Genomic DNA, 26,014 nt, shown 5'->3' with positions numbered 1-26,014 from the left:
ACCCGCCCAAGATCGTTGTGTGACGAACAACCTGGACACCGTCGCGACAGCACTGTATGCGGCGACCGACGATCTACTGAAACAGCACCCGGACCTGGCGCCGTGGCGGCCCGCCGTAGGTATCTCACCGCAGCTCACCGACGCCTAGCTGGTCACCCTCGCGATGATGCAGGCGATGCTGGGGTTCACCTCCGAGGCCAGGTGGCTCCGGTATGCCCGGGCCCACCTTCGCCACCTTTTCCCGTACCTGCCGCAGCAATCCGGCTACAACAAGCGGGTACGCAAGGCCGCCGAACTGCTGGGTCGCATCACCCGAATCCTGGCCACCAGCACCTCGGTATGGAGCGACGACGTGTGGATCGTGGACTCCACACCCGTGGAATGCGGCGGCCGCTCACGGGAGACCGCCAAACGCTCAGACCTGGCCGGATGGGCCAAGTACGGCTACTGCGCCAGCCACAGCCCCTTCTTCTGAGGTCTGCGCCTGCACCTGATATGCACCCTCCAGGAGCTGCCCATCGCTTTCGCCCTGACCGGAGCCAAGGCCGACGAGCGCGAAACCCTGCTTGACCTGCTCGCGGCCGAACCACACCTCCTCGCCGCCCGGCCCGCCCAGACAGTGATCGGCGACAAGAACTACTTCGGCCGTACCTTCGAGCACGAACTCGCTCGGCAGGGCACCCAGTTGCTACGGCCGACCCGCAAGGGCGAACAGCAGCGGCACGGCGGATCGCTGTTCAAACCGTTGCGACAAGTCATCGAGTCGGTCAACGAAACGTTCAAGGGACACCTCAACCTCGAACAGCACCGAGGGCGCACACCTCGCGGTGTCATCACCCACGTCCTGCAGCGCATCCTCGCCCTGACCGCCGTGATCTGGCACAACGATGCCACCGGACAGGACACCCTCCGCTCGCTCACAACGTACGACCACTGACCCCTTGGAATTGATCATCTAGATGGTCGATTCCACAAGGTCAGTGACCACAGGCGGTCGGTGAGCGTAGAACTGGTTGCTCGATGTTGTCGTTGTGGCAGATCGCGGCGGCAAGCGCGAGGATGCGCTGCATGACGCGGGCGATGGCACCGCCGGGCGCGCGCCCTCGGTGCTGTTCGAGATCGAGTCGGCCCGTGAAGGTCTCACTGACCTGTTGCAGCGGCCTGGACAGGGGCGCTCCGGGCAGTTCCGGCTCGCCTGCGCGGACCGGCCATGGCAGCCAGATGCCCTGCTCGGCCGATTCGCGTTCGAACTCGCGCTCGAAGAGATCAGTCGGTGACGACCACCGTGTTCTGGCATGCGGTCAGCAGCCAGCGGCCGTCGTCCTGCTTGGCCATCACATACAGCGGAGCACCCTCGCTCTCGTTGTCCGGGGACAGGTAGCGCTGACGCACTTTGACCGCCGCGACATCGGGGCGGATGAAGAGCACGTGGATCACCTCGTAGCTGACCTTGCCGTCCCAGTCGGCAGCAGGGAGCACTCTCCAGGTGAACTCCGAGATCGCTTCGAATCCGATGAGGACCTTGCCGTGGGCCGTCGTCCAGACCGCGTCGGGGTGGAAGAGGGCGAGGAATTCGTCGGGGTCCTTGTGCTGCTGGGAGTGCTCGACGGTGGCAACGACCTGCTTGATGGCTTCGATGTCTGCGGCGTACGCCGTGGAATTCGTGGTCATACGGAAAAGGGTGCTACCTCAAGCGCAGTCGAGATCAAGAGAGGTAACCGGTCCACACGGCCAACGGCCCCTGCCCCCTTAGAATCGATCATTCAGTGCTTGCCCGACGAATCGTGCGAGGGGGGGCGGCGTCGCACTCCCCGTGGGCGCGGTCAGCTACGGGCCCGAAGCGGTCGGTCAGGTGCACGCGATCTTCTCCTGACGTGTGCCGACGCCTCCGCTCCGAAGGGAGTGGCCCCGGCCCCTGGCAGGGCAGGCCGCCCACGGTCTGCACAAGGGGTCATGGACGGATCCGGAGGCGTACGGCTGCGACGTGAGCTGCACGTCTTGTCACCACCCAAGTGATCGGGGCGCGCGCGGTGGCTCTTCCGGCGCCCGTCCCGCCCCGTCCCGCCCTGTGCGGGGCGGGACGGGGCAGACGTGACCCGGTCACACGCCCCGTCGGCCACTGCCTAGAAGGGCTTGGCGGCCTGCAGGACGCTCTGCGGGAGGTAGGGGGATTCGACGCGGATGGCCCAGCCGCGGCGGCGGGCGTGGCAGGCCAGGGCGAGGACGTCGAGGTTGACGGAGACGTCCGGATCGTCGCTGCGGTCGGCGACCCGGTAGTAGTCGCGATGGGCTTCGAGCGCGTCGGCCAGGGCGAGGTTGAAGCTCTCCTCGTCGCCCTCCACGAGCTGCGACAGCAGTACGGCCGGCGGCATGGCGAAGCCCCAGTCCTTGGCCTTCTCGGCCTGCTGCAGCGCCCGCTGCGCGGCCGGTTCGGGATCGACGCCCTTCAGGTAGGCGTGGAGGGCCTCGCTGTACGCGGCGAAGGCGGAGTCGTCCGGGCGGGCAAAGGCGGGGCCGGTGAGGACCAGCGGGGCGAGGTCCTCGCGCGCGCCGGTGATCAGGGCGAAGGCAGTGGCTCTCTGCCAGTTGTGGGCGCAGGCTTCCTCACCCCGCTTGGCCGGGTAGCGCAGCGTGCGGCCGCCGATGGTCACCTGCGCCTCGGTGCCCGGCTCCGCCAGGGCGATGCGGAAGAGGGCCGCCCCCATTTGGGAGGCCAGTCGAAGCCTCGCCAGCTGGGCCTCCGTGTCGCCGTCGGGGTCACCCGCGCGCCACTTGAAGAGGTGCTCCTGATCGCGCATGGCCCAGGTGAGCCGCGAGACGGCGAGAGGCTCTCCGTCGGCGGCGGTGAACGCCTCCCGGAGGTCCTCCTCGATCATGGCCTCGGTCTCCGGGTGCACGGACCGCTCGCAGTCCGGCCGCTCCACCACCAGCGGGCCGGCGGCGAGCGCGGCGACCGCGTCCGGCCGCCGGTCCCGGCCGAACCCCGCGACCCGCGGGCCTCGGGTCTCGAAGCCGGTGACGAGGGCGTGCGGGAGGTAGTCGGTGTGGGCGGCGGGCGCCCAGTCCAGGGTCCGGTACGCGAGTGCGGCGAGAGCAATGGGGACGAGCGGGAGAAGACTGCTCGGGGAGGCCGAGGGGCCGTGCAGGGCGGAGTACCCGACCAGGAGGTCGGTCAGCGCGGTGTCGAAGGCCTCCTGGTCCTCGGCGACCAAGGCGCGCAGCGCGCGCAGCGCCGTGCTGCCCGGCCGGTCCAGCAGCGGCTCGCCGGTCTCCTCGGCGCGGACGCGTATCCGGTCCAGGGCCGCGTCGACGGCGGCGAGCTTGGCCCGCGCGCTCGGCGGGTACTCCTCGTCGTCGCCGGTGTCGTTCAGGACCACGGCCATCAGCCCGGTGGCGAGTTCGCCGGCGGGCGTTCCCTTCGCCTGCTCGGCGAACTTCTGCCGGGCGAAGTGGAACGCCTCGCCGTGCCACGTGGCCTTGTCCCTGAGGACCGACAGGCAGAGCGCGTCGGTCCACTCCGCGAGCGTGACGCTCTCCTCGGGGGCGTCGCTGCCCGGGTCGTAGCTCATGCCGAAGTTCACGTAATCCAGGAAGACCTGGAAGCTGCAGTGCGGGTGGTACGCGGCATAGGCGACGGCGCCGGCCGCGGCCTCGCAGGCGTCCTTGAGGGCGGCCTTGGCCTCCGGGATGCCGAGGTCGGGCGTCTCGACGGAGAGGGCGCCCAGGTAGTCGAGGAACTCCTCCGCGATCGACCACCACTCGTAGGTGGCCATCCGGCCGCTCCGCGACATGGACCGCACCTGACCTCCGATCCGGTTCGTGAAGTCCTCGCGTGCTGCCGACACGGCAGCCCCGCCCACCTGATGACGCTCTATTCGCACTGCCCCGCTCCTTGATCGAATTCTGGCGACAGCCTAGGCACCGGTCCTGACAGCGGGCCGAGGAACTCCGGAGCGGACACCTGCCTCGGAGCCGGCCGCCGGCCCGAGGCAGGTGCTCGGCTGGTGCTCGATGCCCGGCTGGCGAGCCCTCCCGATGAGGACGGACGCGCGTCCGGTGATCACGCGGCGGAGGTGAACCCGACCGCGCGGTGTCGTCGTTCGTGTCCGCCGGGGCTGGGGCGGCCGTCGGCGGAGTGTCCGCGACGGGTGGTGCAGCGAGTGGGTCGGCCGAGCGAGGCCCGTCCTTCCGCACGCGGCAGGGCCACCCTCAGCCGGCCGCCTCCCGCACGCTCGCAGCGCAGCGCCCGGCGAGCTCGCGGATGCCGTTCGCGGCGTTGTCCGAGAGCTCGTCGAGTATGGCGTCGGCGGCCGTGAGGAGGGCGCGGGCCTCCTCGAGCCGCCCTGCCCCGGCCAGGGCGAGGGCGAGCCGGTAGTGCTCCTCGGCGACGTAGCGGCCGAGGTTGACCCGCTGCCAGTGGCACAGTGAGTCGTCGCCCGGAGCGGCCAGGGTGTCGCGCACGGCGGCCAGGCTGTCCGCCGCCTGCGGCAGCCGGCCCGCCTCCCGCTCCAGGCGGGCCAGGGTGTGCCGGGCCGAGACCCGGTCCCACGCCGTCTCCTGGAGGGCGGCGTACAGGCGCTGGGCGCGCAGCGCCTGGGGAAGGTCGCCGAGTTCCTCGAAGTCCCGGGCGAGCCCGCGCAGCGGGGCCGTGGCCAGGGTGCGGGGCGCCTCGGGGCGGTGGAGCCTGCTCCGGTCCATGAGGAGGCGGTCGAGTTCGCGGATCAGCGTCACCCGCGCGAGGTCCGTCATCCCCTGGTCCCGCGCCAGGTCGGTCCAGGTGGAGAGCGGCTCGTCCGACGGGTCCGCCCCGAACATCGACTCGTCGAGCGTCCGCGCCCACTGCCGCAGCTCGTCCGCGCCCGCACCCGGTTCCGGCACGTCGCTCAGGCCGCACGCCGTGTCGAAGTCCGTCTCCCGGACCTCGAGCAGCAGGGGCAGGTCTCCGGTGTCCCCGTGCAGCCCCACCAGCACGGCCGCGAGCCGCAGCTCGTCCGTCATCGACGACCGTGTCTCGTGCCGCAGCAGATGCCGCAGCAGGTCCAGGTCGCCCTCGGCGCGGTCGAACTGCGCGGCCCGCAGGGTGACCCGGCGCCGTACCGGGTCCTCGGCGACCTCACGCCACGCCGTGCGGTCGCCCTCCCGCAGCCGGGCGAGGTCGGCGCGGCCCGCCGCGAGCACCGGCTCCCACACCGGGGGACCGGGCGGGCCCATCCGGTCGTACGCGCATCCCTCCTCCGCGTTGAGCAGCACGAAGTCCGGCTCGGTGCGCAGCAGCGCGGCACGCAGTCTGACCACCAGCTCGACCGGGGAGCGTGCCGGGAAGCCCAGCGCCGCGCGGAGCTCGTCCCGCTCCTCGTCGATCGAGCAGTACTCCCGGATCTCGTCCTCGAGCTCGGCGACGTGCGCCAGGATCCTCTCCTCGCCGTCCTCCGGCGACAGACCCGTGCAGCCACGCCATCCGGGCAGGCCGATCACGAGCTCCAGGGCCTCGTCGACGCTGGAGCCGATGATCCCCGCGGCGCCCTCCGAGGAGGCGTAGAGCACGGAACCGTCCGCACACACGAAGTACGTACCGCCGGTGTCGTCCCCGGCCACCGTCTCCAACGGCCCGCCCGAGGCGAGGCGGACCTCCTCGACATGACCGTGGGCTGCGCGGTCCAGGTCGAAGTCGAAGGGGAAGGCGGCCAGTTCGGCCAGGCGGCGGTCCTGCCGCAGCAGCCGCAGCGCGTGATCGGTCATGCCACGGAAAGTAACACCGCCCACCGACTGCGGGCTCGTGGCCCCTGCGGGATGCCGTGCCGAGGGAAGGGGGGTCATGGTCGGGGGTTCGTGTGGCGAACACCGTGTCCCCGGGCGGCCCGGCCACCGGCAGCGAGCTGCCGGAGCGTGTTGGTCCAGCCGGAGAGGAACTCGTTCCTCCTTCCCCACCGCATTCCCCGGAGGAGAAAGCCTGAGCGTCCGTACGGCCAGGCATGACACGATGAGCCGGGAGTGGGTACGGGTGGACGAGCAGGCGGACGGAGCGGCGAACGCCCGGGCCGGCGCGGCGGCGGACGGGGCGCTGCTCGCCGCGATCCGGACGTTCGAGGTGGCCGGGGCCAGGGAGCTGGTCGAGGGCGGGGCCGATCCCGATCGCCGGCTGCCGGACGGGACCACCCCGCTGGGGCTCGCCGTCGCGTCGGGCTCCCCCGGCCTGGTGAGCGCCCTGCTGGGCAAGGAGCCACGTCTGCGCCTGCCGGCCGCGGAACGTGACCGGCTGCTGGCCCTGGCCCGGCACTGGTACGACGCCGGGGCGGAGGCGGAGCTGCGCCGGCTGTCCGGGGCGCGTGGGCCCGCGGAGGTCGTGCGCGTCGCGGACGAGCCGTACGACGGCCTGGAGGAGCCGGACGTCGAACAGGTCACCCTCGGCGGCCGTACCGTCCGTGCCGGGCACGGCGCGGTCCTCACCAAGCTGGAGTGGGCGTTCCGCGTCCTCACCCCGCCCGGGGAGCTGATCGCCCGCGCCGCCCGCGCGGACGCGCGGCACGTGGACTTCTGGGAGTCCCTGGACGTCCTTCAGGAGCGCGGCGGCGACCGGACCTGGCAGGCCGTCCTCGCACGCCGGAACCACCCCGACCGGAGCCACCGCTTCTTCGTCGCCGAGTACCTGCGCGTCCTGGGGGTCGTCGTCGCGCACAGCGAGGCACGGCAGGAGGAGGCGGACCGCGTCCTGCTCGCCTGGGCCGCGGAGGAGTCCGATCCCGGGGTTCTGGCCACCGTGCTGGAGGCGTTGGCCATGGCCGACGAGGCCTCGGCCGCCGTGGCCCTCCCCCATGCGGGTCATCCCGATCCGCGCGTGCGCCGTGCGGCGGCCGACTGCCTGCTGAAGTGGCAGTGGCCGCCCTCGACGGCGGCACTCGCCGCGGTCGACGCCCTGGCCCGGGACGACGACCCCGAGGTGCGGGCGGCGACGGCGGAGGCGGCCGGTCACACCGTCCGGCGGCTCCCCGAAACCCGGCGGATCGTCCTGGACCTGCTCGACGACGAGGTCCACGCGGTCCGTCTCGCGGCCGCCCACGCGCTCAGCCGGGCCCGCGATCCCCACCCGTCGGTGACCGAGGCGCTGTGGGGGCTCCTCGACGAGGAGGACCAGGAACTGCGCCTGGAGGGCGCCTTCGGCCTGTCGCTGCTGGACGATCCCCGCACCCCGCGGGCCCGCGAACGCGTGGGCCGGCTCGAGCCGCGGTTCCACGAGGACGTACGGGCGGACGGCGTGTGGGCGTGGGAGCGGCGCCGCCGGGACCGCGCCGCCCGCACGGCGCGGGAGCGGTGACCCGGGGACGGGACACCTCCCCCGCTCGTCCGGTGTCCGCCGCTCGACGATCCCCGCCGCGGCAGCGGCTCACCCTGCCGAACGGGATGACGCGTCACTGGTAGATCTTGCCCTGCTGGGGGGAGCCTTCGTACTTCGCGTGCGCCTTCGCCATCGCCTCGTCCGCGGAGAGCCCTTCCCGGCTCATGAGTTCCTTCTGCAGACTCGCCTTGAGCATGCCGCTGCCCGAGACCGCCACGTTGACCGACCATGGTGTCCGGCAGGCGTAGATCAGCAGCGACTTGTACCTGCTGAACGCCTGCGCCTGGTCGATGATGACGGGCAGTGGCGGGGTTTCGGCCTTCCTCGCTTCGGCGAAGGCCTCGGAGACCTTGCCGGACCACTGGAAGTCCAGCAGGACCGCCACGTCGCAGTAGTCCACCAGGCCGGTCACGCGGTCGATCTCCAGTGAGAGTTCGGTGGCGTGGTGGGGCTGGACGTACTCACCCGGTGCGTTGTTGGTGGGCTCCACCCCGGCGTTCGCGAGGGCGTCGGGCAGCGACGCGAAGACCTTGGCGTCGGCCCCGATCCGGTTCAGGCTCTGCTCCGGCTGAACGGCGAAGCCGTACTGCCGCGCCGTGCCGATGGTGATGGGCTGCTTGTCCTCGTAACCGTGCGAGAACCACGCCAGCATGTCGGGGTGCTTGGGTGCTGAGGCGCTCTTGAGCATGGCGACGGTTCCCCGGCCCAGGCCCTCGATGTCGAAGGTCCGCGTCTCCAGCCTGGGCATGTCGGACTCCCGCTCACGCCAGAGGCGATCGGCCTCGCGAACGGTGCCCTCGGCCCGCTCCTGGTACTGCTCCATGGACTCCGGCGGCGCGGTGTCCTGCGCCGTCGACGGGCTGCCGATCTCCTGGTCCATCACGGCTTTGGTCCATCCAGCCGCGGCCAGTTGGTCCAGGGCCTTGTCGGGCGTCAGTCGCTTCACCGCCGCCTCGTTCTTGTTGATCTCGATGAGCTTCTTCCACACCCAGTTCTTCTGCTCGGGGTTCAGACGAGGGCTGCCCTCTCCGGCCCACTTCTGGAAGAAGGGCTGCGAGGTCTTCGACAGCACGCGCTGCACGGTGCCGGCGTGGGCCGTGGCCGCCACCGGCGCGGTGCGGTGTTCCGTGGCCGCGGAGCGCTGCACGCCCTTCGTCTGCCGTCCCAGTTCGACCGCCGTGCTCTCGGCGTCGCGTTCCAGGGCGTCGGCGGGGTGGCTGACACCCGTGGGGACGCGTCCGGCCCGCTGCTGGCGGACGTGCTGCAACTCGTGCCGCAAGGTGTGGTCGTCCATGTCGGCCGCGCTGCGGAAGACGATCCGGTTGGTCTTCGTGGTGTAGGCCTTGGCCCCGAGGGCCTCGGCCGAGTCGCGGTCGACGTGGACGCGGACGTCGCTGAAGTCCTCGCCGCCGAAGTCGCCTTCCATCTTGCGCTGGACGTCCGCCCGCATCCGGCTGCCCGCGGCCCGTGTCACGGCATCGGCCCGGGCCACGGCGTCGGACTGCACCGTCGGGTCCTCGGCCAGCCTCTGTGTGGCGGTGGCATGACCACAGTCCGCGTCGTGCTGGTGGCGCTCGCGTTCCATCAGCCGGACGACCGCGGCGTTGCCGATCGTCCGCTGGAGGGAACGCGCGGCCGCGGGGGACGTCGGACCGGTGCGCCCGGCGGCAGCGGGGCTTCCCTCGAGGAGGGCCGGGGCCTGGTCGGCCTGCCGAGGAAGCGCCCGCTTGTCGTCCGGCCGGGCGAGGCGCTGCTGTCTGTCGGCGCGCATGGCCGCTTCCTCTCGTGTGTCCGCACACAGGTCGATCACCCATGCTGCCGCGCCGCCCGGCCGGGGTGAAGGGGGAAAAGGGCAGGGCGGGAGGAAGGGAGACTGCCCGGATGTACCGTTCCTGCTCGCCCGACGGGTCAGCTCGTGCCGCGCGGCGGCCCGTCGTCCGCGGCGTTCGCGGCGTTCGCGGTCGACGCGGCCCGGGTGAGGGGCCGCCGGCGGCGGAGGCCCGGTGCCCGCGACGCTGTTCGCGCCGCGGGCCAGGGCCTTCGGGCACGCAGGCGCGCTTACGGGAGGACGATGTCGCGGCCGGGTCCGCCTTCGAGGACGTCCTTCCCGGTGCCGCCGCAGACGAGGTCGTCGCCGTCCTCGCCGTCCAGCGTGTCGTCGCCGGAGCCGCCGAGGAGGATGTCGCGGCCGTCCCCGCCCATGGCGTGGTCGTCGCCGGGGCCGGCGTGCACGGTGTCGTCACCGCCGTAGCCCTCGATCATGTCGTCGCCCCGGCCGCCCCACATCTGCTGGTTGCCGCTGTCACCCATCAGGTGGTCCATGCCGTCGCCGCCGTGCAGGGCCGCGGGTCCCATGACCATGTCGTTCCCCGCGCCGCCCAGCACCGTGCGTGCGGTGTGGGCGTGCAGTTCGTCGTCGCCGGGGCCGCCGCTGACGGTGCCGACCCCGGGGGTGAAGGCGGCGACCGTGTCGTCGCCGTCGCCGAGGAAGACGTCGATCCTGTCGGGCAGGGAGCTGTCGACGGGCAGTTCGCAGACGACGGAGGTGGTGTCCTCGGCCCTGGAGTACGCGCAGTGGTCGCCCGGCTCGAGCGGGACCACGTCGCTGATGCCGATCCGCCGGATCCCGTCGCTGGTGTACATGGAGAACATGTTGAGGTTGTTGGTCTGCCCCGCGGCGGCGGTGAAGACGATCGACTGAGTTGTCCAGTCGGCTCCCACGCGGGCCTTCGCCTCGGCGGTGGCGGCGGTCGCCGGGCCGACGGCGAGGCCGGTGGTTAACAGGGTCACGGCGGCCGCGCCGACGGCGGCTCGGTTTCGGTTCATGAGACCTCGTCTCGGTGGAGTGACGGTGGACCGGCCTGCTGGGCGTGGTGCTGCCGGGGACCGGGCGGACCCGGCGTGGAGGCGGTCTCCCCCCGGGGGTCCGGATCTGCAGGACGGCGAGTTGGCGCGGCGACATGGTAAGCCGATGTTCCGCCGGATGTGACGGCTCGGTTTCCGCGGTCGGGAAGGTTCCCGGTGCCGCCGTGGAACCGGACGGCCCCCGCACCGGAACCAGGTCCCGCCGCCGTGCCGCGAACGCCTTCCCCCGGCATCGCCCCGCGCACCGGTCCGGGCCGCGCCCCCGCTTCCCGGTCGCGGGAACGGTTCCGGCTCCCGGTCCACGGCGAATTGCCAGCTCGCGGCCATCCCTGCAACCAACTCTGTTTGTTTCATTGACATTTCACTCAGAAGTCGTACCGTTGGGAGCGCTCCCATCACAGCTTTGCCTTTGGAAGGAGTTCCCCCCACATGCGTGAAAAGAGTGCGTTAACCGGGCGCTCGCGGTTGTCGCTCCGCCGGCCTCTCCAGGCGCTCGTCATGCTGTTCGCCGTGGTTGCCGGCGCACTGGCCTGGTCCACCCCCGCCCAGGCCCACGGCACCATCGTCAACCCCGGCACCCGCGCGTACCAGTGCTGGAAGACGTGGGGCAGCAACCACACGAGCCCGACCATGCAGACCCAGGACCCCATGTGTTACCAGGCGTTCCAGGCCAACCCCGACACCATGTGGAACTGGATGAGCGCCCTCCGTGACGGTCTCGGCGGCCAGTTCCAGGCGCGGACTCCCGACGGGACGCTCTGCAGCAACAACCTCTCGAGGAACGCCAGCCTGAACAAGCCCGGCGCGTGGAAGACGACCAACATCAGCAGCAACTTCACGGTCCAGCTGCACGACCAGGCGTCCCACGGTGCCGACTACTTCAGGGTCTACGTGAGCAAGCAGGGCTTCAACCCCCAGACTCAGACCCTGGGCTGGGGCAACCTCGACTTCATCACGCAGACCGGGCGCTACGCCCCGGCGCAGGACATCAGGTTCAACGTCAACACCTCCGGCTACACCGGACACCACATCCTGTTCATCATCTGGCAGGCCTCGCACCTTGACCAGGCCTACATGTGGTGCAGCGACGTGAACTTCGGCTGATCCGAGGAGCGCCGCACGCGGCACCGGCCTCGGCCGGGCGCCGGTGACCCGCCGCCCGGCCGACCGAGCCCCGTCGGGGCAGGGGACCCCTGTGGTCACCCTGCCCCGACGGGGCTCCCCGCGTTCCTGCCGGGACGCACCCGACCGCGCGGCAGTCGCGCGGTGGCCGGCTCCCCACCGTCTCGCCGTACGGCTCCGGTACCCGACGCCGGGGTGTCGAGCGCGCCGCCTCCCACCCGCACCGGTTCCGCCGCCCGCGGATCCGCCGGGAGATCCGCAGCGCCCTCCACGAAGCCTTCCTCACCCTGAAATGCGCACCCGTCCGCCGGCGGCCCCTGTCACGGTCGGGCTGAGCCCTCGTCCTGCCGAAGCAGCCATTCCCTGACCGAGGGAGCCCGGTCGAGCAGCTGACCGACCCGCCTGCCTTCTTCGCGCGAGGTCACCCCCGGCAGCGGGGTGAAGTCCTCAGGAAGCACGTCCAGGAAGCTGACCACGCGGTCTCCCGCGCGCAGAGTCATCAACAGCTCGCACCGCAGCTGACGTGGAACGTCCGGACGGTGGGACAGGCTGTTCCACACGGCCGGCCAGAGATGGTGGACGCCGTCAGGCGCCGCATTGGCTTGCACCCACGCCGGATCCAACCGCGCGTTCAAGCCGAGGGCACACGCACGCTCCTCCAGCCTGAACAGCGAGGCCGAATCGATGACCTTCACCTCACGCGGCACCGGCTGATCGAAGTACACCGCCCCATGCTGCCCGACGGCACTTCACACCGGCCGGGCGGCCCCGGAAAGTCGTTCCGTCAGGAGAGGAGTTCCGGAGGTGATCCCCATCGGCACTGTGCGGCGGCCGATCAGGCGGCTGCTGATCTGATCGACGAGTGGCTGTGATCAGCGCCTTCACCGGGGTCCTACGCAACTCTGACCACGTATTTGCCCTGGACGCCGCCCGCCTCCAGCGCCCGGTGCGCAGCTGCTGTCTCCTCCAGGGGGAAGACCGTGTCCACCGCGGGGCTCAGCTTGCCCTCGACGACATGGCGGGCGAGGTCGTCGAAGTCCGCCCGCGTGGGGTTGCCGCTGAAGAAGCGCACCCGCCCGCGTCCGTGGACCGTGCTGGCCGCGAGGTGGCCGAGCGACGCCACGGGCCGTTCCAGGTCGAAGGCGATGGTGACCATGCGCCCGCCGGGATCCAGCAGGCGCCTGAAGGCCCGCAGGTCGGTGCCCACGGTGTCCAGGACCACGTCGAAGCGGCCCAGTTCCGCCGGCCGCACGGTCCGGTGGTCGAGGGCCTTGTGAGCGCCGAGCCCGCGCACGAAGTCGAGGTTGGCTGCGCGGGCCAGGGCCGTGACCTCGGCGCCGTACGCCCGTCCGAGCTGGACGGCGGCGTTGCCGACGCCTCCCGCCGCGCCCCGCACGAGGAGTCGTTCGCCGGGGCGCAGCCGGGCTTTGTCGCGCAGCGCGGTGATGGCCGTGGTGGCCACCGGCAGCGCGGCGGCGTCCACCGGGTCGAGGCCGTCGGGGAGCCGGCCGATCCGCTCGGCGGGCACGGTCACGTACTCGGCGGCGCTGCCGAACCCGGAGGTGCGGCCCAGGACCCCCCACACGCGGTCGCCGGCCGCGAACGATGTGACTCCGGCCCCCGGTGCGGCGACCTCGCCGGTGAAGTCCAGGCCGACGCGTTTGGGGAATCTCCGGCCGCTCAGGAGGCGGAGACGGCCGGCACGGGCCGCCAGTTCGCCGCCGTTGACGCTGAACGCGCGCACTTTCACCAGGACCTCGCCGGGGGCCGGCTCGGGGCGTGGCACGCGGCCCGTGTAGAGCACCTCGGGGCCGCCGTAGCGGTCGTGGAGCACTGCCTTCATCATGCGGTCGTTCATCGTTGCGCCTTTGCCGCCGGAGGGATCTGGCGTCGACCGTAAGCTCTCAGGTGGACGCAATCGTCCGTTCGGAGCGGAAGCGAGAGACAGTGACGGCGGAATCCTCTCGGATCACAGCCCGGGGCGGGGTGCGGGCGGACGCCCGGCGCAACCGGGAGCGCGTCCTCGTCGCCGCCCGTGCGGTCTTCGCGGAGCACGGGATCGACGCCCCGATGGCGACCGTGGCCCGTCGGGCAGGGGTCGGCGTGGCGACGCTGTACCGGCACTTCCCCACCCGGGACGCCCTGGTGAGGGGCGCGTTCGCGCAGCAGACGGAGACCTGCGTGCGGGCGCTCGCCGAGGCTCTGGCCGTCCCTGATCCATGGCAGGGCTTCCAGCATCTGGTCGAGACGGTCTGCGCTCTGCAGCGGGAGGAACGCGGGTTCCCGGCCGCGTTCCTCGCGGCCTTCCCGGAGAGCACGTCGGAACACGCGCGGTCCCGGCAACGAGCCGAGCGGGACTTCACGACCCTGGTGCGCAGGGCCCAGGCGTCGGGCGCGCTGCGCGCCGACTTCCACCCTTCCGACCTCGCCGTGGTCCTGTTGGCACACTGCGCCCTGGTGACCGCCCTGCCGGACGACGGCGCGGCGTCCCGGCGCCTGGTGGCCTACCTGCTCCAGTCGTTCCGCGCCGGCACGGCCAACGAACCACTGCCCCCGCCGACCGCGCTGACACTGCGCAGCCTCCCGATCGCGGCCGGCAATCCCCGACGGCAGTAGCCCTCCGGAGCCTGACACGCAACGGCACCGGCCGCAGGGCACGTCCGGTCCGGCAACTCCGCCTCCGCAGCAAGCCCTGGGTGATCGATTCCAAGGGGTCGGTGGTCGTAGGCGGTAAGTGAGCGCAGGACGGGTTCGTGGGTGTGGTCGCTGTGCCGGAACGCGGTGGTCAACGCGAGGATGCGCCGCATGACGCGGGCGGTCACGCCGCCCGGTGTGCGGCCTCGGTGCTGTTCGAGGTTGAGCCGGCCCTTGAAGGTCTCGTCGACCGACTCGACGGCCTGCCGCAACGGCTTGAACAGCGGGTCACCGGGCCGTTCTGGCTCACCTTGCGGGCCGGCCTCAGTAGCCGGATGCCCTGCTCGGCCAACTGGTGCCCGAAGTCGCGGCCGAGGTAGTTCTTGTCGCCGATCAGCGTCTGTCCAGGCCGGGCGGCGGTCAGGCCCGGTTCGGCGGCGAGCAGGTCCAGCAGGGCCTCGCGTTCGTCGGCCTTGGCCCCGGTCAGGGCGAAGGCGATCGGCAGACCCTGCAGGGTGCACATCAGGTGCAGTCGCAGGCCCCCGAAGAAGCGGCTGTGGCCGGCGCAGTACCCGTATTCGCCCCCGGCCCGGTCGGAGCATTTGACCGTCTCACGTGAGCGGCCGCACTCCACCGGAGTGGAATCCACGATCCACACGTCGTCGCTCCAGACGGAGGTGTCGGTGGCCGGCATCCGGATCGCCTGCCGCAGCAGCTCGACGGCCTTACGCAGACGCTTGTCGTATCCGGGCTGCTCCGGCGGGTACGGGAACAGATGCCGTAGGTGGTGGCGGGCGCAGCGGAGCCACCGAGCCCCGGAGGTGAAGCCGAGCATGGCCTGCGTCATCGCCGGCGTGACCAGTTCCGCGTCGACGAGCTACGGGGGATCCCCCAGCAGGACGCCATGGCGTGAGATGAGGAGACGCCTTCAAGAGGTCGTCGGTCTTCACGCAGAGTGCGGTCGCGAGGGTGTCCAACTCTTTCCTCCCACACCAACGCTGGATGCCCTCGCCCCATGTGTGCGGCCGATTCCATGGATCCGATCACGGTCCGGAGCTCGCAGAAATATCTGGATTGATCGTGTCGAAGTAGACCCTGTCCATGCCTGGATCGAGATAGAACGCGCCGGAGTACGTTCCACCCGTCATGTCGAGGTCGAAGGACTCGCTCCGGACCCACCTTGCATCCTTGGGCACGAACTCGGCGAGCTCCGCGGGGAGTTGAGTTGGCTTCTCGAGCTGAAAGATCCGCTGCGGTGCACTCGTGATGGCGGCGACGGTACCTGTTCCCAACTGGGCAGTTCCCACCACACGAACGTCGGTGGGGCCCGGAACGGACACCCTCGAGTCGGTGCCCAGTGCAGTGCCGAGCCAGTGCGCGCCGGACAGCGGGCCGAGCGCGGGGAACCGACGTTCCAGAGGCTCCAGGTCGGTCCGGACCTTGGCGCCATCATCTGTGCTCTTCGAAGTCGACGTACACGCCGCAAGCACCGTCATCACGCCGAGTACGAGCATCCCCCGACGTCCAAGATGCGTCATGCCACCCCCCAGAGCCCTCCGCCGCCTGATCGTAGCCGTCGACTCGCCGCTCTCACCCCTTGGAATTGATCGTCTGGGAGCTGTCGTCAAAGTGTCACGCCCACGTCAGGAGTGATGCGAGGGTCAGGGTTGCTTGACAGGAGTCGGCGGTCTTGTCATACCTGGTAGCGATTCCGCGCCATTGCTTGAGGCCGTTGAAGCAGCGTTCCACTACGTTGCGTCGCTTGCAGAGCTGCTTGTCGAAGGCCGGCGGGCGGCCCCCGCTGCTGCCGAGCCGGGCTCGGTTGCGGATCTGGTCCGCTCGCTCGGGGATGGTGTGTGCGATGCCTCGGCGCCTCAGCCACGCGCGGATGGTCTTCGAGCTGTAGCCCTCGTCGGCTGTCAGGTGGTCGGGACGCAGCCGTGGCCGTCCGGGGCCGGTGCGGGGACCACAGCATCGCCTCCATGACGGCGGTGAACTGCGCGCAGTCGTTGGTGTTCCCGCCAGTGATGACGAAAGCAAGCGGGCGACCGACGGCGCCGCAGGCCATATGGATCTCGCTGGTCAGCCCACAACGCGACCGTCCAGGAGCGGGGAGCCCCCTTTTCGGGCCTGCGGCATGCTGATGAACCCGGACGACGGCGGAGGCGATCGACACCAGCCGGCCGATCTGGCCCGCGGCATCGGCCTTGGCCTGCGCCCTCCGGAGCATCCGTGCAAAGGTGCCGTCCCTGGCCCAGCGGTGGAACCGGGTGTGCAGGGTGGTCGGCCGGCCGTACCGCTCAGGAACATCTCGCCAGGCCGCACCGGCTCGGAACTTCCACACGATCCCGTTCAGAACCATCCGGTCATCGCGTCGAGGACGCCCCGCCGAAGTCCGTGGCAGCAGCGGCCGCACGAAATCCCACTCAGAACCAGACAGTTCACGGCGACGTATCACCCGGCCATGATCCTTCACACAAGGATGCCGGACCGTGGTCGAATCACATGCTCGTGCCTGCGCCAAAGATCTTTTCAAGCGGTTCCGGGGTCAGGCGCAGCTTTTGCCGGCACGAGGCGATGCTGTTCAGCGCCCATGCCCTGACGGCGTCCCCGTCTCCTACCATGGCCACAAGTTCTCGCGCGGTCCGCTGCGCGGCATCCATCCAAGGGGCGACGGGATCCTCGTCGAGGACCGAGTCGAACCGCTGCCGCGCGAGTGAAACGTCCCCGACGAGCGCCGCCGCGACCCCAGCGTTCCACGGTTCCCAGAACCACCCGCGCCTGACGGGCTGAGCAGCCAGGTTGCCCGCCACCGATTCAAGATCGGGGAACTGGGCCCGGAGCTTCCGCACATGGTTTTGCGCACGGAGTGCGAGCTCATCCGCCACCGGCGAGAACTGTTCATCACTGCGATAGTCCTCGGCCCCGCTCAGCCGCTCACTGACGTTGAACGCGAAGTGATCAAAGTCCTGCCACAGCCACATGGCTCCGACATGCAGACCGCTGCCCTGGCTCCACCTGGGCGAAGGGAACTCGACAAGCCCCAGCCACCAGCCATGATCGTCCAACCACAGGCGGGACCGGCCACGCTGACGGAGACCCAGGGGGCGAAGCCGGGTCCTTGCGGCCGCTGCCACCAGCCGCGACGCAGGAGAAGTAGGAGCCATGACAGCATTCTCCAGCCACCATCGCGGCCCAGGGGTACCTGATCGCCCTCGTTCGACGACAGGTCCTAGGACCAAAGGCCGGTGACGGTTCCAGCCGCAGGAGCGGGCGGGCCGGGACGGTGCGTCCGTACGGTGGAGGTATGCCTGAGACTGCACCGACGACGTCGTTCGACCTCGATGCCTATCTGAAGCGGATCGGGTGGGAGGGCGAGCGGCGGGCCGACCTCGCGACGCTGCGGGGCGTCCACACGGCCCACGCCCTGACCGTACCGTTCGAGAACCTCGACCCCGTGCGGGGTGTGGCTCCCTCCCTCGACCCGGCCGATCTGACGGTCAAGCTCGTGCACGGTCGCCGCGGGGGCTACTGCTACGAGCACAACACGCTGTTCGCAGGCGTCCTGGAGGCGCTGGGCTTCCGGGTGACCCGGCTGGCCGCGCGGGTCGTGGTCGGCACCGACCGCTTCGAGAGCCGCCCGCGCACGCACATGGCGCTGCTCGTCGAGGTTCCCGGCGAGCAGCGGCCCCACCTCGCGGACGTGGGATTCGGCGCGGCCGGCGCCCTGCTGGAGCCGGTGCCGCTGGTGGCCGGCACGGAGTTCCACGGCGCGGGCCGCCGGCACCGGCTGCTGCACGCACCGCATGACGGCCCACTGGAGATGTGGGTGCTGGAGGCGTACGGCACGACCGGAACAGGCGGGACGGACGGCTGGGAGGCGCAGTACACCTTCACGGTGGAGCCCTTCGGACAGCCCGACTTCGAGGTCACCAACTGGTACGTCGCCACCCACCCCCGCTCCCCGTTCAGCCGCCGTCCCTACGCCCAGCGCCTCACCGCCGGTGGCCGCCACCTGCTCCTCGACGGCCGCCGCATCATCGAGACCCGCGCCGACGGCGCGGTCACGGAGCGGGAGCTGACCGACGAGAGGGAGGCTCGGCGCCTCCTCGACGAGGAGTTCGGGATCGACGTACCGGACGGCGTCCGGCTGCTGGTCTGACCGGCCCTGATGAAGCCGTCGGACGGGGTGGTGGGTGGCCGGACGGACGGCGAGGCCGAGGAAGGGTTCGTGGATGTCGTCGCGTCGTTCCCGGCGGAGCCGGAGGCGGAGGCAGCCGTGCAGCCAGGAGGTCGTCCGCTCGACCCCCCGGCGGAAGGTGACCGGGCCGGTGCCGTGGGGCCGGCCGCGCGTGCGGCGGTCCCGGGCGGATGTCCCGCTCGCGCAGGAGTCGGCGGCCCTTGCCGTGGCCGCGGTCCGTGAAGAGCATGTCCGGGCGGTGCCGGGGCTGGCCGGCCACCCCGGGGACAGCCCCCAGCTCCCGATCGTGCTGGACAAGGTCCGCGTTCCCGGGCCCGTCGGCCGCCCCCGCACCCGGCCACAGGCGGTGGCCGCGGACAGGGCCTACTCGTCCAAGGCCAATCGGACCTACCTACGTCGGCGCCACATCACCGCGGTGATCCCCGAGAAGATCGACCAACAGGCCAACCGCAGGAAGAAGGGCCCGGCCGGCGGACGGCCGGTCACCTACGACGCTGAACGCTGCAAACAGCGCAACACCGTCGAACGCTGTTTCCAGAAGATCAAGACCTGGCGCGGACTGGCCACCCGCTACGACAAGGCACCCGTCAGCTACGAAGCCGGCCTCCACCTCCGTGGATCGGTCATGCGGCTGAAGCTCCTCACCGCAACCACATGATCCGAACCCCGAACAGCCCCTAAGCCGCCGCCCGTTCCTCGGGCCGTCGGCGCCGGAGGGCGGTACGCAGGAGGGCCGGCGGCTGGTACGCCATGTCGAGGGTGCCTACGTCCGTTCCCGGCGGCACGATCGCGTCGATGCGGTCCAGCAGGTCGTCGTCCAGGACGCGGTCGGCGCCGGCGAGCAGGTCGTCGAGCTGGGCCATGGTGCGCGGGCCGATCAGCGCGGACGTGACACCGGGGTGGGCGATGGCGAAGGACATCGCGAGGTGAGTCAGCGGCATCCCCGCCTCCTGCGCGAGCGGGATCAGCCGCTCGACCGCGTCGAGGCGCCGGTCGTCCTTGAGGTGCTGGAAGCCGTAGTGGGCACGATGGGTGTCGGCCTCCCGGCCCTTGCGGTAGCGGCCGGTCAGCATGCCGCCGCCGAGCGGCGACCAGACCAGCGTGCCCATCCCGAACTCCTCGGTCACCGGCAGAACTTCGCGTTCGATGCCCCGGTTGAGGATCGAGTAGACCGGCTGTTCGGTGCGCGGCCGGGCCAGTCCGCGGGACTCCGCCACCCAGTGCGCCCGGACGATGTCCGAGGCCGGCAGGGCGGAGGTGCCGAAGGCCCGGATCTTGCCGGCCCGCTGCAGATCGGTCAGCGCCGACAGGGTCTCCTCGATGTCGGTGTCCGGGTCCGGGCGGTGGATCTGGTAGAGGTCGATGTAGTCGGTGCCCAGCCGGCGCAGCGAGTCCTCGACCGCCTTGAACAGCCAACGGCGGGAGGCCCCTTGGTGGTTGGGCTCGTCCCCCATGAGGTTTCCCGCCTTGGTGGCGAGTACGACGTCGTCCCGGCGGCCGCCCTGGGCCAGAGCCTTGCCGACGATCTCCTCGGACTCCCCGCGCGAGTACATGTCGGCGGTGTCGACCAGGTTGATACCGGCGTCCAGCGCCCGGTGGATGATCCGGATCGACTCCTCGTGGTCGGGGTTGCCGATGGCGCCGAACATCATGGCGCCGAGTGCGTACGGGCTGACCCGGATGCCGGTCCGGCCGAGGGTTCGGTAGCGCATGTCTGCTGTCTCCTGTGGATCGGGGATACCCCCAGCCTCTCCACTCCGACCCGTACGATGAATAGTTGTCCGTCCGGATTTCTTTAGCGAGAGTACGGTAGCGTGGGGATATGAGCGGTGGCGAGTGGCTGTCCGAGGTCTTCGACCTGGTCGAGGTACGTGGGGTGCTGACCGGCGGGGCGGTGGCCCGGGGCGGCTGGCAGTCGCGGGGACCGCTGTACGACCCGGTGAAGTTCTTCGCGATGGTCAACGGCCGGGCCACGCTCTCCACCGACGGCGTCGACCGGCCGATCGAGCTGGAGACCGGCGACGTGGCGATCCTCACCGGACGCCGCTGGGTGGCGTTCGAGGCCGGGGACCCACCGCGCCGCGAAGTGCGCCCCGAGTCCGAGTTCACGGCAGCCGCCTTCGCAGGCTCCGACCGCGGCGCCGACGACATCCTGATAGGCGGCTGCATCAACCTCAACGAGGCCGGCCGCACGCTGCTCGTCGACTCCCTGCCGCCGCTGGCCCACATCCGCGCCGCACAGACGGGCTCGGACCGGCTGCTCTCCTGCCTGACCCGGCTCTTCGACGAGGCGACGGCCGCCCGGATCGGCTCGGCCTTCGCCGTCCGGCAGTATGGCCAACTGGTGCTCCTGGAGGTGCTGCGGGCGTACGTCGGACAGGCCCAACTGCCGCCGGGAGTACTGCGGTTGCTCGCGGACGAGCGGCTGCGCCCGGCGCTCGACCGGATGCACGCCGACCCCGGCCGGGCCTGGAGTCTGGAGGAACTCGCCCAGGCCGCGGCGATGTCACGGACGACCTTCGCCGAGCGCTTCCGCGAAGTCGCCGGGACACCGCCGCTGAGCTATCTGGTCCGCTGGCGGATGGTGCTCGCCCAGCGCGCGCTGCGGGACAGCGACGCGCGCGTCGGAGCGCTGGCCGGCGAGTTGGGCTACGGCTCGGAGAGCGCGTTCAGCACCGCCTTCAAACGGGTCGTCGGCGAGTCCCCGCTGCGCTATCGGCTGCGCGTGCGCGAGGAGTCCGCCGAATCCGCCGAGTCCAGCGCCACGGTCTGAGAACAACCCGCGGCTTCGCGCGCCGTACGCGCCGTCGACGCGCGCAGGGGTCCTGCCGCGGGAGGAGATCCCGACGGCGGCCGCGCCGCCCCGCCCGGCTCGCCCGGGGCATCTCCACCCGGCCCTCCCCTCACCCGGCGGCCCGTCCCCACACCCCACCACGGCATGCCGCCACCCGGGCGCGCCTCCGGGGGCCCAAGGACGGTGCCTGGACCACATGATCCGAACCCCAAACAGCCCCTGGCCCGGCAGGGGGCACGCCGGTATCCACTCCCCGTAACTGCCGCGATCGGACGACACCAGGCAGGAGTACCTCCCGACGTGGGAAGCACCTGCTGTCCGTTCTCGTGGACGAAGCCGGTCGCCGGCGGGCCCCGGCCACCCTCCGTTCAGGCGGTCACCCTGGTGCCTCCAGCACCTCGTCCACCTCTGGGGGCCAGCTGCTCATCCGGGCCCGGCTCTCCGGCCACAGGTGATCAGTGATCACCTCGGCGGCCGACGTCGCCGAACAGGAGGTGACCGCCTCACGGAAAGCGAACCGGAACCCGCGGCGGGACAGCGCCAGGAGTTCTCTCAGGCGGACAGCCGTTCACGGGCGCTGCGGCCGGTCACCGGACCGATGCCGTGATCGGGCTTGCTGATCTCGGCCCACACCGCATCGAGGGAGAGGCCGAGGGTGTCGGTGATCGCCGCGATGGTCGGGAAGGCGGGGGTGGCCACGCGGCCCGACTCGATCTTCCTGAGGGTCTCCGGCGAGACGCGGGCCTCGAGCGCGATCTCGAGCATCGAGCGTTCGCCCCGGGCCCGACGCAGGAGGGCGCCGAGGCGCTGACCGCGTGCGACTTCTGCGGGGGTGAGCGGCAACCTGACCATGACCCCCATTCTAGACCGGTATAGTTTGACCGGTATAGTTATTGGCCGCACGGGAAGAGCCTCACATGATCGAGATCCTGAACCCCACCTTGCTGGCCCGGGCCAAAGCCTCAGGGGCCCTGGTCGCGGACATCCTGCACACGCTGAAGGGCCGCACCACGGTCGGCACGAACCTGCTCGACATCGACCGGTGGGCGGAGAAGATGATCGCCGAGGCGGGAGCGCAGTCCTGCTACGTCGACTACGCGCCCTCCTTCGGCCGCGGCCCGTTCGGCCACTACATCTGCACGGCCGTCAACGACGCCGTGCTCCACGGGCTTCCCCATGACTACGCACTCGCCGACGGGGATCTGCTGACCCTCGACCTCGCCGTCTCCAAGGGGGGAGTCGCCGCGGACGCCGCCATCAGCTTCGTCGTCGGCGACACCAGGCCTGCGGAGAGCATCGCGCTGATCGAAACGACCGAACGCGCGCTGGCCGCGGGAATCGCCGCCGCCGGGCCCGGCGCCCGCATCGGCGACCTCTCCCACGCCATCGGCGCCGTCCTCCGCGAGGCGGGCTACCCGATCAACACCGAGTTCGGAGGTCACGGCATCGGATCGACCATGCACCAGGACCCGCACGTCCCGAACACCGGACGGCCCGGCCGTGGGTACAAACTGCGCCCCGGGCTGCTGCTCGCCCTGGAGCCGTGGGTCATGGCGGACACCTCCCAGCTCGTCACGGATGCCGACGGATGGACGCTCCGCAGCGCGACGGGCTGCCGGACGGCGCACAGCGAGCACACGATCGCCATCACCGACGACGGAGCCGAGATCCTCACCCTGCCCACGCGGACGCAGCCGTGAGGCCGGACCCCGCGTTCCCCTCCTTCAGGCACCTCCACCCCGCAGGCGCGCGAGCGGCTTGGAGCAGGACCTGACGAAGCACCACCAGGTCCGGGGTGGGACGCGGGCGTACGCAAGTCCGACCTCCATCGGCGTGGACGCCGCGGGCTCCACAGCCGGCAGAGCGGTCCGGAGCGAGCCGGGATGCCGTACGGCCCGACATCAGGGCGATGTACACCCCGTGTCCGGTGTCGCCTGGGGCGGGTCGCGGGAGACGCCCATGAGCCCTTGTCGCGCTCAGTCGGTGGTGAACGCCTGGTCGACGCTCAGCGTGTCCTCGTAGAGGTGCATGCGGACGATCTCGCCGTCTTCGACCACCAGGTGCATGGCCGACGGGGTGGTGAACTCCTTGCCGGTGGACGCGACGGTGTGCGTGAAGACCCCCAGCAGCATCACGTCACCGCCGTCGACGATGATCCGCTCCAGCACGACCTTGCTCTTGCCGGGTACGAAGTGCGGCCACATCGTGGTGAAGCAGGGCGCGACTTCCTCCCGGTGGGTACGGCGGCCGGTCCAGGGCAGTTCGTCGTTGCCGGGGACGTGCCAGTCGATGTCCGCCGCGAACAGTTCCTGGATGCCGTCCTGGTCCCGCCTGCCGAGGCGCTCCAGGAACTGCTCGGCCACTGCCCGTGAGGTCTGGGCATCTGTTGTCACGGTGTTCGTCCTTGTCCCTCGTACTCGTGGGGTGGGTGTGTCGCATGCGCCTCGCGTCACCCCTAGAGCTGCGTGACGCCGCCGTCGACGAGCAGTTCCGCACCGGTGGTGAAGGAGCTGTGGTCTCCGGCCAGGTAGAGGGCGGTGGCAGCGACCTCGTCGGGACGACCGGCGCGGCCGAGCGGGGTCGGTGTGGCGGGACCGGCCACCGCGGACCGATCGCCCTGCGGGAACGCGGCCCGCAGCTCGTCAGCGTCGGGGGTCTCGACGGGGCCGGGAGTGAGGGCGTTGACCCGGATCCCGCGGCCGGCCAGTTCGGCAGCCCAGGTGCGGGCGAGGCTGCGGATCGCGGCCTTGGTGGCGGCGTAGACGCCGAGGCCCGGGGCGGCGCGCAGGGCCGCGCTGGAGGAGAGCAGAATCACCGACGCGCCGGCCGCCAGGAGGGGCAGGGCCTTTTGGACGGTGAAGATCGTGCCCTTGAGGTTGATGGAGGTGGTCTGTTCGTACTCCTCCTCGGTGATCCTGCCGAGCGGACGGTAGTCCCCGACGCCGGCGTTGGCGACGACGATGTCGAGGCTGCCGCTGCGCTTGGCGATCTCGGCGAAGAGCCGGTCGAGGTCGTCGAGCCGCGACACATCGCCCTGGATGCCGATCCCATGGCTGCCGACCTGCGCGACAGCGGTGTTCAGTTCGGCCTTGCGGCGGCCGGTCAGGTAGACCGTCGCTCCCTCGGAGGCGAACCTGCGCGCGATGGCCAGACCGATGCCGGTGGAGGCGCCGGTCACCAGGGCGGTCCTGCCGTCCAGCTGTCCCACGGGGTTCTCTGAATCTTTGAGGTAACCATTTTTGTTACATTGACGGGCGCGGAAAGGTGCCACCACCGGGACCAGGGGTGGGCTAGGCGGTTTTGAGTACGTCCCTCAGGACGTCCTCCAGTGTGGTTCTCGCCAGCTCCCTGCGGAGGGCGGCCTCGATCCCGTCGTAGACGGAAGTCAGCGCCGGTCCGATGCCGCGGCCCACGACGCACGCGGGGTCAGGCGCCGCGATGGTCAGCCTGCTGTTGGCGCTCATCTCGGACCTCGCCCCCTCGACCCTTCAACGCCGTCATAACAATATTGGTTACGACGACATGCGGCAAATCTCCGCAGGACGAACCCGAGCCAGGCGTCTTGACGCGGACGCGGATCCGCTCACCGGGCGGAGTCGAGAGCGCTGCTCCACGACCGTTCCGGACGGCCCGGCGCTGAGCAGCGTTCTCGGCATGACGGCGCTTCGCCAGTGGACCGCACAGCAATGGCTGTGCGAGCAGATCCTCGGGAGCGAGCCCGCAGCTGAACAGGAGAAGCCGAAGCCGCGGTGCAGCCAAGCCGGCAACTGGGCCATCGACTTCACCGCCACTACCCCGTACCACCAATGCGAAGGGCACCTGCGCGTCCTCGGAGACCACACCGAACGGACCATTGCCGGTGGCGGGGACGACAGGCGCGACGGCGAGAGCGGCGGGCGACAGGAGAAACGAGAGATCGGACTCGGGGCGCGGGCCGTCAATCAGCGCTCCAGGGCCGTGACGCTGTCGCTGGAGTGTGCCGACCAGCTGTCCGCCGTCGGCATGCGCTGGACCTGACCACCACCAGGTCGTCGGGCAGGGAATACTGGCGGACGCCGGGGCCGAGGGGTATCCATCACGTACCCCTCGGCCCCGGCGCCGGGCGTCAGCGCCAGGTGTCGTCGACGGTCAGCGCCAGGTGTCGTCGACGGTCAGGGTGCCGGTGGGCGGGGTGACGACGGTGCGGTTGTCACCGTTCTCCCAGGTGACGGTGCCGTCAGGGTTCTTCTTGAAGTACTTGTACTGCACGGTGGTGTTGGGCGGCAGCTGGTGGGCGCCGGTCCACAGCGGGTAGGTGGCGGAGCCGGTGGTGAGGGGGACGGCCTTGGCCGGGTCCCAGCTGCCGAGGTCGGGCAGGTTGCCGGTGACGTAGAGGTTCTGGCCCCAGCCGGTGGTGGCCGTGGCGCGGAACATGGCGGAGACGGGGCTGACGTTCCAGCTGTCGTGGTTGCCCGGCGCGTCCGGCGAGACGGTCAGGGTGCGGTTGGGGATGCTCTCCCACGTCACCGTGCCGGTGCGGGAGCGCATGAGGTACTTGTACTGCACGGTGGCGCCGACGGGCAGTTGGACGTCGGCCGACCAGTTCGGATAGGAGCTCGCGGTGGTGCCCAGGGGGACGGCCTTGGCCGGGTCCCAGGATCCCAGCTGCGGAACATTGCCGGTGACGAGGAGGGTCCCCCCTGCCGTGGTGGCTTGCACGTGGAAGGTGACCGAGGTGTCCTGCGCCGTGGCCGCCCGGGCGTGGGGGACCGTGCCGGCGAGCAGTCCGGCGAGGAGCACGGCGAGCACGAGCAGCGGCCGCAGGGCGGCGGGCACGCGCTGACGTATCGAGAGCATGACATCCCTTCGACGGAACGTGGCGGCGGATCCACGCCCGCCGGCCGCGCCCATCCCAACACAGCTTGAAGTCGAGTGGTGACTGCATGCGCTCGAAGCGTTTAACCATGCATGTGATTCAGCCGTGACGTCCGACCCGCCTGGTGACTTCCTTGAAGTCTTGAACGAACCGTCGAAACCCGAGGCAGAGAATCAATCAAGCTGGTCGCCGAGGAAGCGGCCGCCTGCG

General features: G+C 70.8%; 23 protein-coding genes and 4 pseudogenes. 9 read left to right on the top strand and 18 right to left on the bottom strand.

Annotation, left to right across the window (positions count from 1 at the left end):
* The first annotated feature begins 19 nt into the window (after positions 1 to 19).
* Positions 20 to 937: pseudogene (locus tag A2U95_RS28135) on the top strand (IS982 family transposase).
* 40 nt (positions 938 to 977) lie between these two features.
* Here A2U95_RS28135 and A2U95_RS33885 read toward each other — a convergent pair.
* From A2U95_RS33885 to A2U95_RS28115, 4 genes and pseudogenes are all read right to left on the bottom strand, one after another.
* Positions 978 to 1,262, bottom strand: a pseudogene (locus tag A2U95_RS33885) (IS982 family transposase); the annotation flags it as partial.
* A 4-nt stretch (positions 1,263 to 1,266) separates the two neighbouring features.
* On the bottom strand, positions 1,267 to 1,671 hold the full coding sequence (locus tag A2U95_RS28125; RefSeq protein ID WP_166028134.1) for an SgcJ/EcaC family oxidoreductase: 405 nt from the start codon (positions 1,669 to 1,671) through the stop codon (positions 1,267 to 1,269).
* Between the two features lie 452 nt (positions 1,672 to 2,123).
* Complete coding sequence (locus A2U95_RS28120; protein WP_166028416.1) at positions 2,124 to 3,860, bottom strand: immunity 49 family protein; 1,737 nt, start codon at positions 3,858 to 3,860, stop codon at positions 2,124 to 2,126.
* Positions 3,861 to 4,209: 349 nt separating this feature from the next.
* The gene (locus tag A2U95_RS28115; protein ID WP_166028132.1) at positions 4,210 to 5,739 is read right to left on the bottom strand and encodes a hypothetical protein; all 1,530 of its coding nucleotides are present in this window, start codon (positions 5,737 to 5,739) and stop codon (positions 4,210 to 4,212) included.
* A 241-nt stretch (positions 5,740 to 5,980) separates the two neighbouring features.
* Here A2U95_RS28115 and A2U95_RS28110 point away from each other — a divergent pair, with 241 nt between their 5' ends.
* A complete protein-coding gene (locus A2U95_RS28110) occupies positions 5,981 to 7,312 on the top strand; it encodes a HEAT repeat domain-containing protein (protein WP_166028130.1) in 1,332 nt (443 codons plus the stop codon).
* A gap of 94 nt (positions 7,313 to 7,406) precedes the next feature.
* On the opposite strand, the gene A2U95_RS28105 is transcribed toward A2U95_RS28110, so the two are convergent.
* Entirely contained in the window at positions 7,407 to 9,104 is a 1,698-nt protein-coding gene (locus A2U95_RS28105; protein WP_166028127.1) for an eCIS core domain-containing protein, read from the bottom strand.
* 287 nt (positions 9,105 to 9,391) lie between these two features.
* Positions 9,392 to 10,159, bottom strand: a complete 768-nt coding sequence (locus tag A2U95_RS28100) for a calcium-binding protein (protein ID WP_166028125.1) — start codon at positions 10,157 to 10,159, stop codon at positions 9,392 to 9,394.
* A gap of 468 nt (positions 10,160 to 10,627) precedes the next feature.
* Between A2U95_RS28100 and A2U95_RS28095 the strand changes: the two genes are divergently transcribed.
* Positions 10,628 to 11,302: a lytic polysaccharide monooxygenase auxiliary activity family 9 protein gene (locus tag A2U95_RS28095; RefSeq protein WP_476756115.1), complete on the top strand. Its 675-nt coding sequence runs from the start codon at positions 10,628 to 10,630 to the stop codon at positions 11,300 to 11,302.
* A gap of 338 nt (positions 11,303 to 11,640) precedes the next feature.
* Here the strand turns inward: A2U95_RS28095 and A2U95_RS28090 are convergent, their stop codons facing one another.
* Both A2U95_RS28090 and A2U95_RS28085 read right to left on the bottom strand, forming a co-directional pair.
* Positions 11,641 to 12,045, bottom strand: coding sequence for a hypothetical protein (locus A2U95_RS28090; protein ID WP_166028123.1), 405 nt, complete (start codon positions 12,043 to 12,045; stop codon positions 11,641 to 11,643).
* A gap of 167 nt (positions 12,046 to 12,212) precedes the next feature.
* On the bottom strand, positions 12,213 to 13,178 hold the full coding sequence (locus A2U95_RS28085; RefSeq protein WP_166028120.1) for an NAD(P)-dependent alcohol dehydrogenase: 966 nt from the start codon (positions 13,176 to 13,178) through the stop codon (positions 12,213 to 12,215).
* Positions 13,179 to 13,267: 89 nt separating this feature from the next.
* Between A2U95_RS28085 and A2U95_RS28080 the strand changes: the two genes are divergently transcribed.
* Complete coding sequence (locus A2U95_RS28080; protein ID WP_166028118.1) at positions 13,268 to 13,936, top strand: TetR/AcrR family transcriptional regulator; 669 nt, start codon at positions 13,268 to 13,270, stop codon at positions 13,934 to 13,936.
* Between the two features lie 101 nt (positions 13,937 to 14,037).
* Here the strand turns inward: A2U95_RS28080 and A2U95_RS28075 are convergent.
* From A2U95_RS28075 to A2U95_RS28060, 4 genes and pseudogenes are all read right to left on the bottom strand, one after another.
* Positions 14,038 to 14,931: pseudogene (locus tag A2U95_RS28075) on the bottom strand (IS982 family transposase); the annotation flags it as partial.
* Between the two features lie 66 nt (positions 14,932 to 14,997).
* Positions 14,998 to 15,468 (bottom strand): hypothetical protein, encoded by a 471-nt coding sequence (locus A2U95_RS28070; protein WP_166028116.1) that lies wholly within the window; start codon positions 15,466 to 15,468, stop codon positions 14,998 to 15,000.
* A gap of 118 nt (positions 15,469 to 15,586) precedes the next feature.
* Positions 15,587 to 16,412 (bottom strand): IS5 family transposase gene (locus tag A2U95_RS28065; RefSeq protein WP_166028114.1). Its coding sequence is split into 2 segments (ribosomal slippage): positions 15,587 to 15,922 and positions 15,924 to 16,412, totalling 825 coding nucleotides; the frame shifts between segments, so codons are not numbered across the junction.
* Positions 16,413 to 16,455: 43 nt separating this feature from the next.
* On the bottom strand, positions 16,456 to 16,938 hold the full coding sequence (locus tag A2U95_RS28060) for a hypothetical protein (protein ID WP_166028112.1): 483 nt from the start codon (positions 16,936 to 16,938) through the stop codon (positions 16,456 to 16,458).
* A 323-nt stretch (positions 16,939 to 17,261) separates the two neighbouring features.
* On the opposite strand from A2U95_RS28060, the gene A2U95_RS28055 reads away from it, so the two are divergent.
* Both A2U95_RS28055 and A2U95_RS28050 read left to right on the top strand, forming a co-directional pair.
* Positions 17,262 to 18,116, top strand: coding sequence for an arylamine N-acetyltransferase family protein (locus A2U95_RS28055; protein WP_166028110.1), 855 nt, complete (start codon positions 17,262 to 17,264; stop codon positions 18,114 to 18,116).
* Positions 18,117 to 18,393: 277 nt separating this feature from the next.
* The gene (locus A2U95_RS28050) at positions 18,394 to 18,813 is read left to right on the top strand and encodes a transposase (protein ID WP_166028108.1); all 420 of its coding nucleotides are present in this window, start codon (positions 18,394 to 18,396) and stop codon (positions 18,811 to 18,813) included.
* 19 nt (positions 18,814 to 18,832) lie between these two features.
* On the opposite strand, the gene A2U95_RS28045 is transcribed toward A2U95_RS28050, so the two are convergent.
* Positions 18,833 to 19,867, bottom strand: coding sequence for an aldo/keto reductase (locus A2U95_RS28045; protein ID WP_166028106.1), 1,035 nt, complete (start codon positions 19,865 to 19,867; stop codon positions 18,833 to 18,835).
* A 110-nt stretch (positions 19,868 to 19,977) separates the two neighbouring features.
* Here A2U95_RS28045 and A2U95_RS28040 point away from each other — a divergent pair, with 110 nt between their 5' ends.
* A complete protein-coding gene (locus A2U95_RS28040; RefSeq protein WP_166028104.1) occupies positions 19,978 to 20,928 on the top strand; it encodes an AraC family transcriptional regulator in 951 nt (316 codons plus the stop codon).
* 573 nt (positions 20,929 to 21,501) lie between these two features.
* Here the strand turns inward: A2U95_RS28040 and A2U95_RS28035 are convergent.
* Positions 21,502 to 21,801: a helix-turn-helix domain-containing protein gene (locus tag A2U95_RS28035; protein ID WP_166028102.1), complete on the bottom strand. Its 300-nt coding sequence runs from the start codon at positions 21,799 to 21,801 to the stop codon at positions 21,502 to 21,504.
* Positions 21,802 to 21,866: 65 nt separating this feature from the next.
* Here A2U95_RS28035 and map point away from each other — a divergent pair, with 65 nt between their 5' ends.
* A complete protein-coding gene (map, locus tag A2U95_RS28030; RefSeq protein ID WP_166028100.1) occupies positions 21,867 to 22,649 on the top strand; it encodes a type I methionyl aminopeptidase in 783 nt (260 codons plus the stop codon).
* Between the two features lie 276 nt (positions 22,650 to 22,925).
* Here the strand turns inward: map and A2U95_RS28025 are convergent, their stop codons facing one another.
* From A2U95_RS28025 to A2U95_RS33080, 3 genes and pseudogenes are all read right to left on the bottom strand, one after another.
* Positions 22,926 to 23,342: a nuclear transport factor 2 family protein gene (locus A2U95_RS28025; protein ID WP_166028098.1), complete on the bottom strand. Its 417-nt coding sequence runs from the start codon at positions 23,340 to 23,342 to the stop codon at positions 22,926 to 22,928.
* A gap of 62 nt (positions 23,343 to 23,404) precedes the next feature.
* Entirely contained in the window at positions 23,405 to 24,157 is a 753-nt protein-coding gene (locus tag A2U95_RS28020) for an SDR family NAD(P)-dependent oxidoreductase (protein WP_166028096.1), read from the bottom strand.
* 82 nt (positions 24,158 to 24,239) lie between these two features.
* A pseudogene (locus A2U95_RS33080) lies at positions 24,240 to 24,386 on the bottom strand (Rrf2 family transcriptional regulator); the annotation flags it as partial.
* Position 24,387: 1 nt separating this feature from the next.
* Here A2U95_RS33080 and A2U95_RS33075 point away from each other — a divergent pair.
* A complete protein-coding gene (locus A2U95_RS33075; RefSeq protein WP_240958256.1) occupies positions 24,388 to 24,966 on the top strand; it encodes a hypothetical protein in 579 nt (192 codons plus the stop codon).
* Between the two features lie 111 nt (positions 24,967 to 25,077).
* On the opposite strand, the gene A2U95_RS28005 is transcribed toward A2U95_RS33075, so the two are convergent.
* Positions 25,078 to 25,785: a CBM20 domain-containing protein gene (locus A2U95_RS28005; RefSeq protein ID WP_166028095.1), complete on the bottom strand. Its 708-nt coding sequence runs from the start codon at positions 25,783 to 25,785 to the stop codon at positions 25,078 to 25,080.
* Positions 25,786 to 26,014 lie beyond the last annotated feature (229 nt).

Origin of the sequence: Streptomyces chilikensis (assembly GCF_001642695.1) — a bacterium.
Lineage (GTDB): Bacteria > Actinomycetota > Actinomycetes > Streptomycetales > Streptomycetaceae > Streptomyces > Streptomyces chilikensis.
This window is presented reverse-complemented; position numbering and strand designations above follow the sequence as displayed.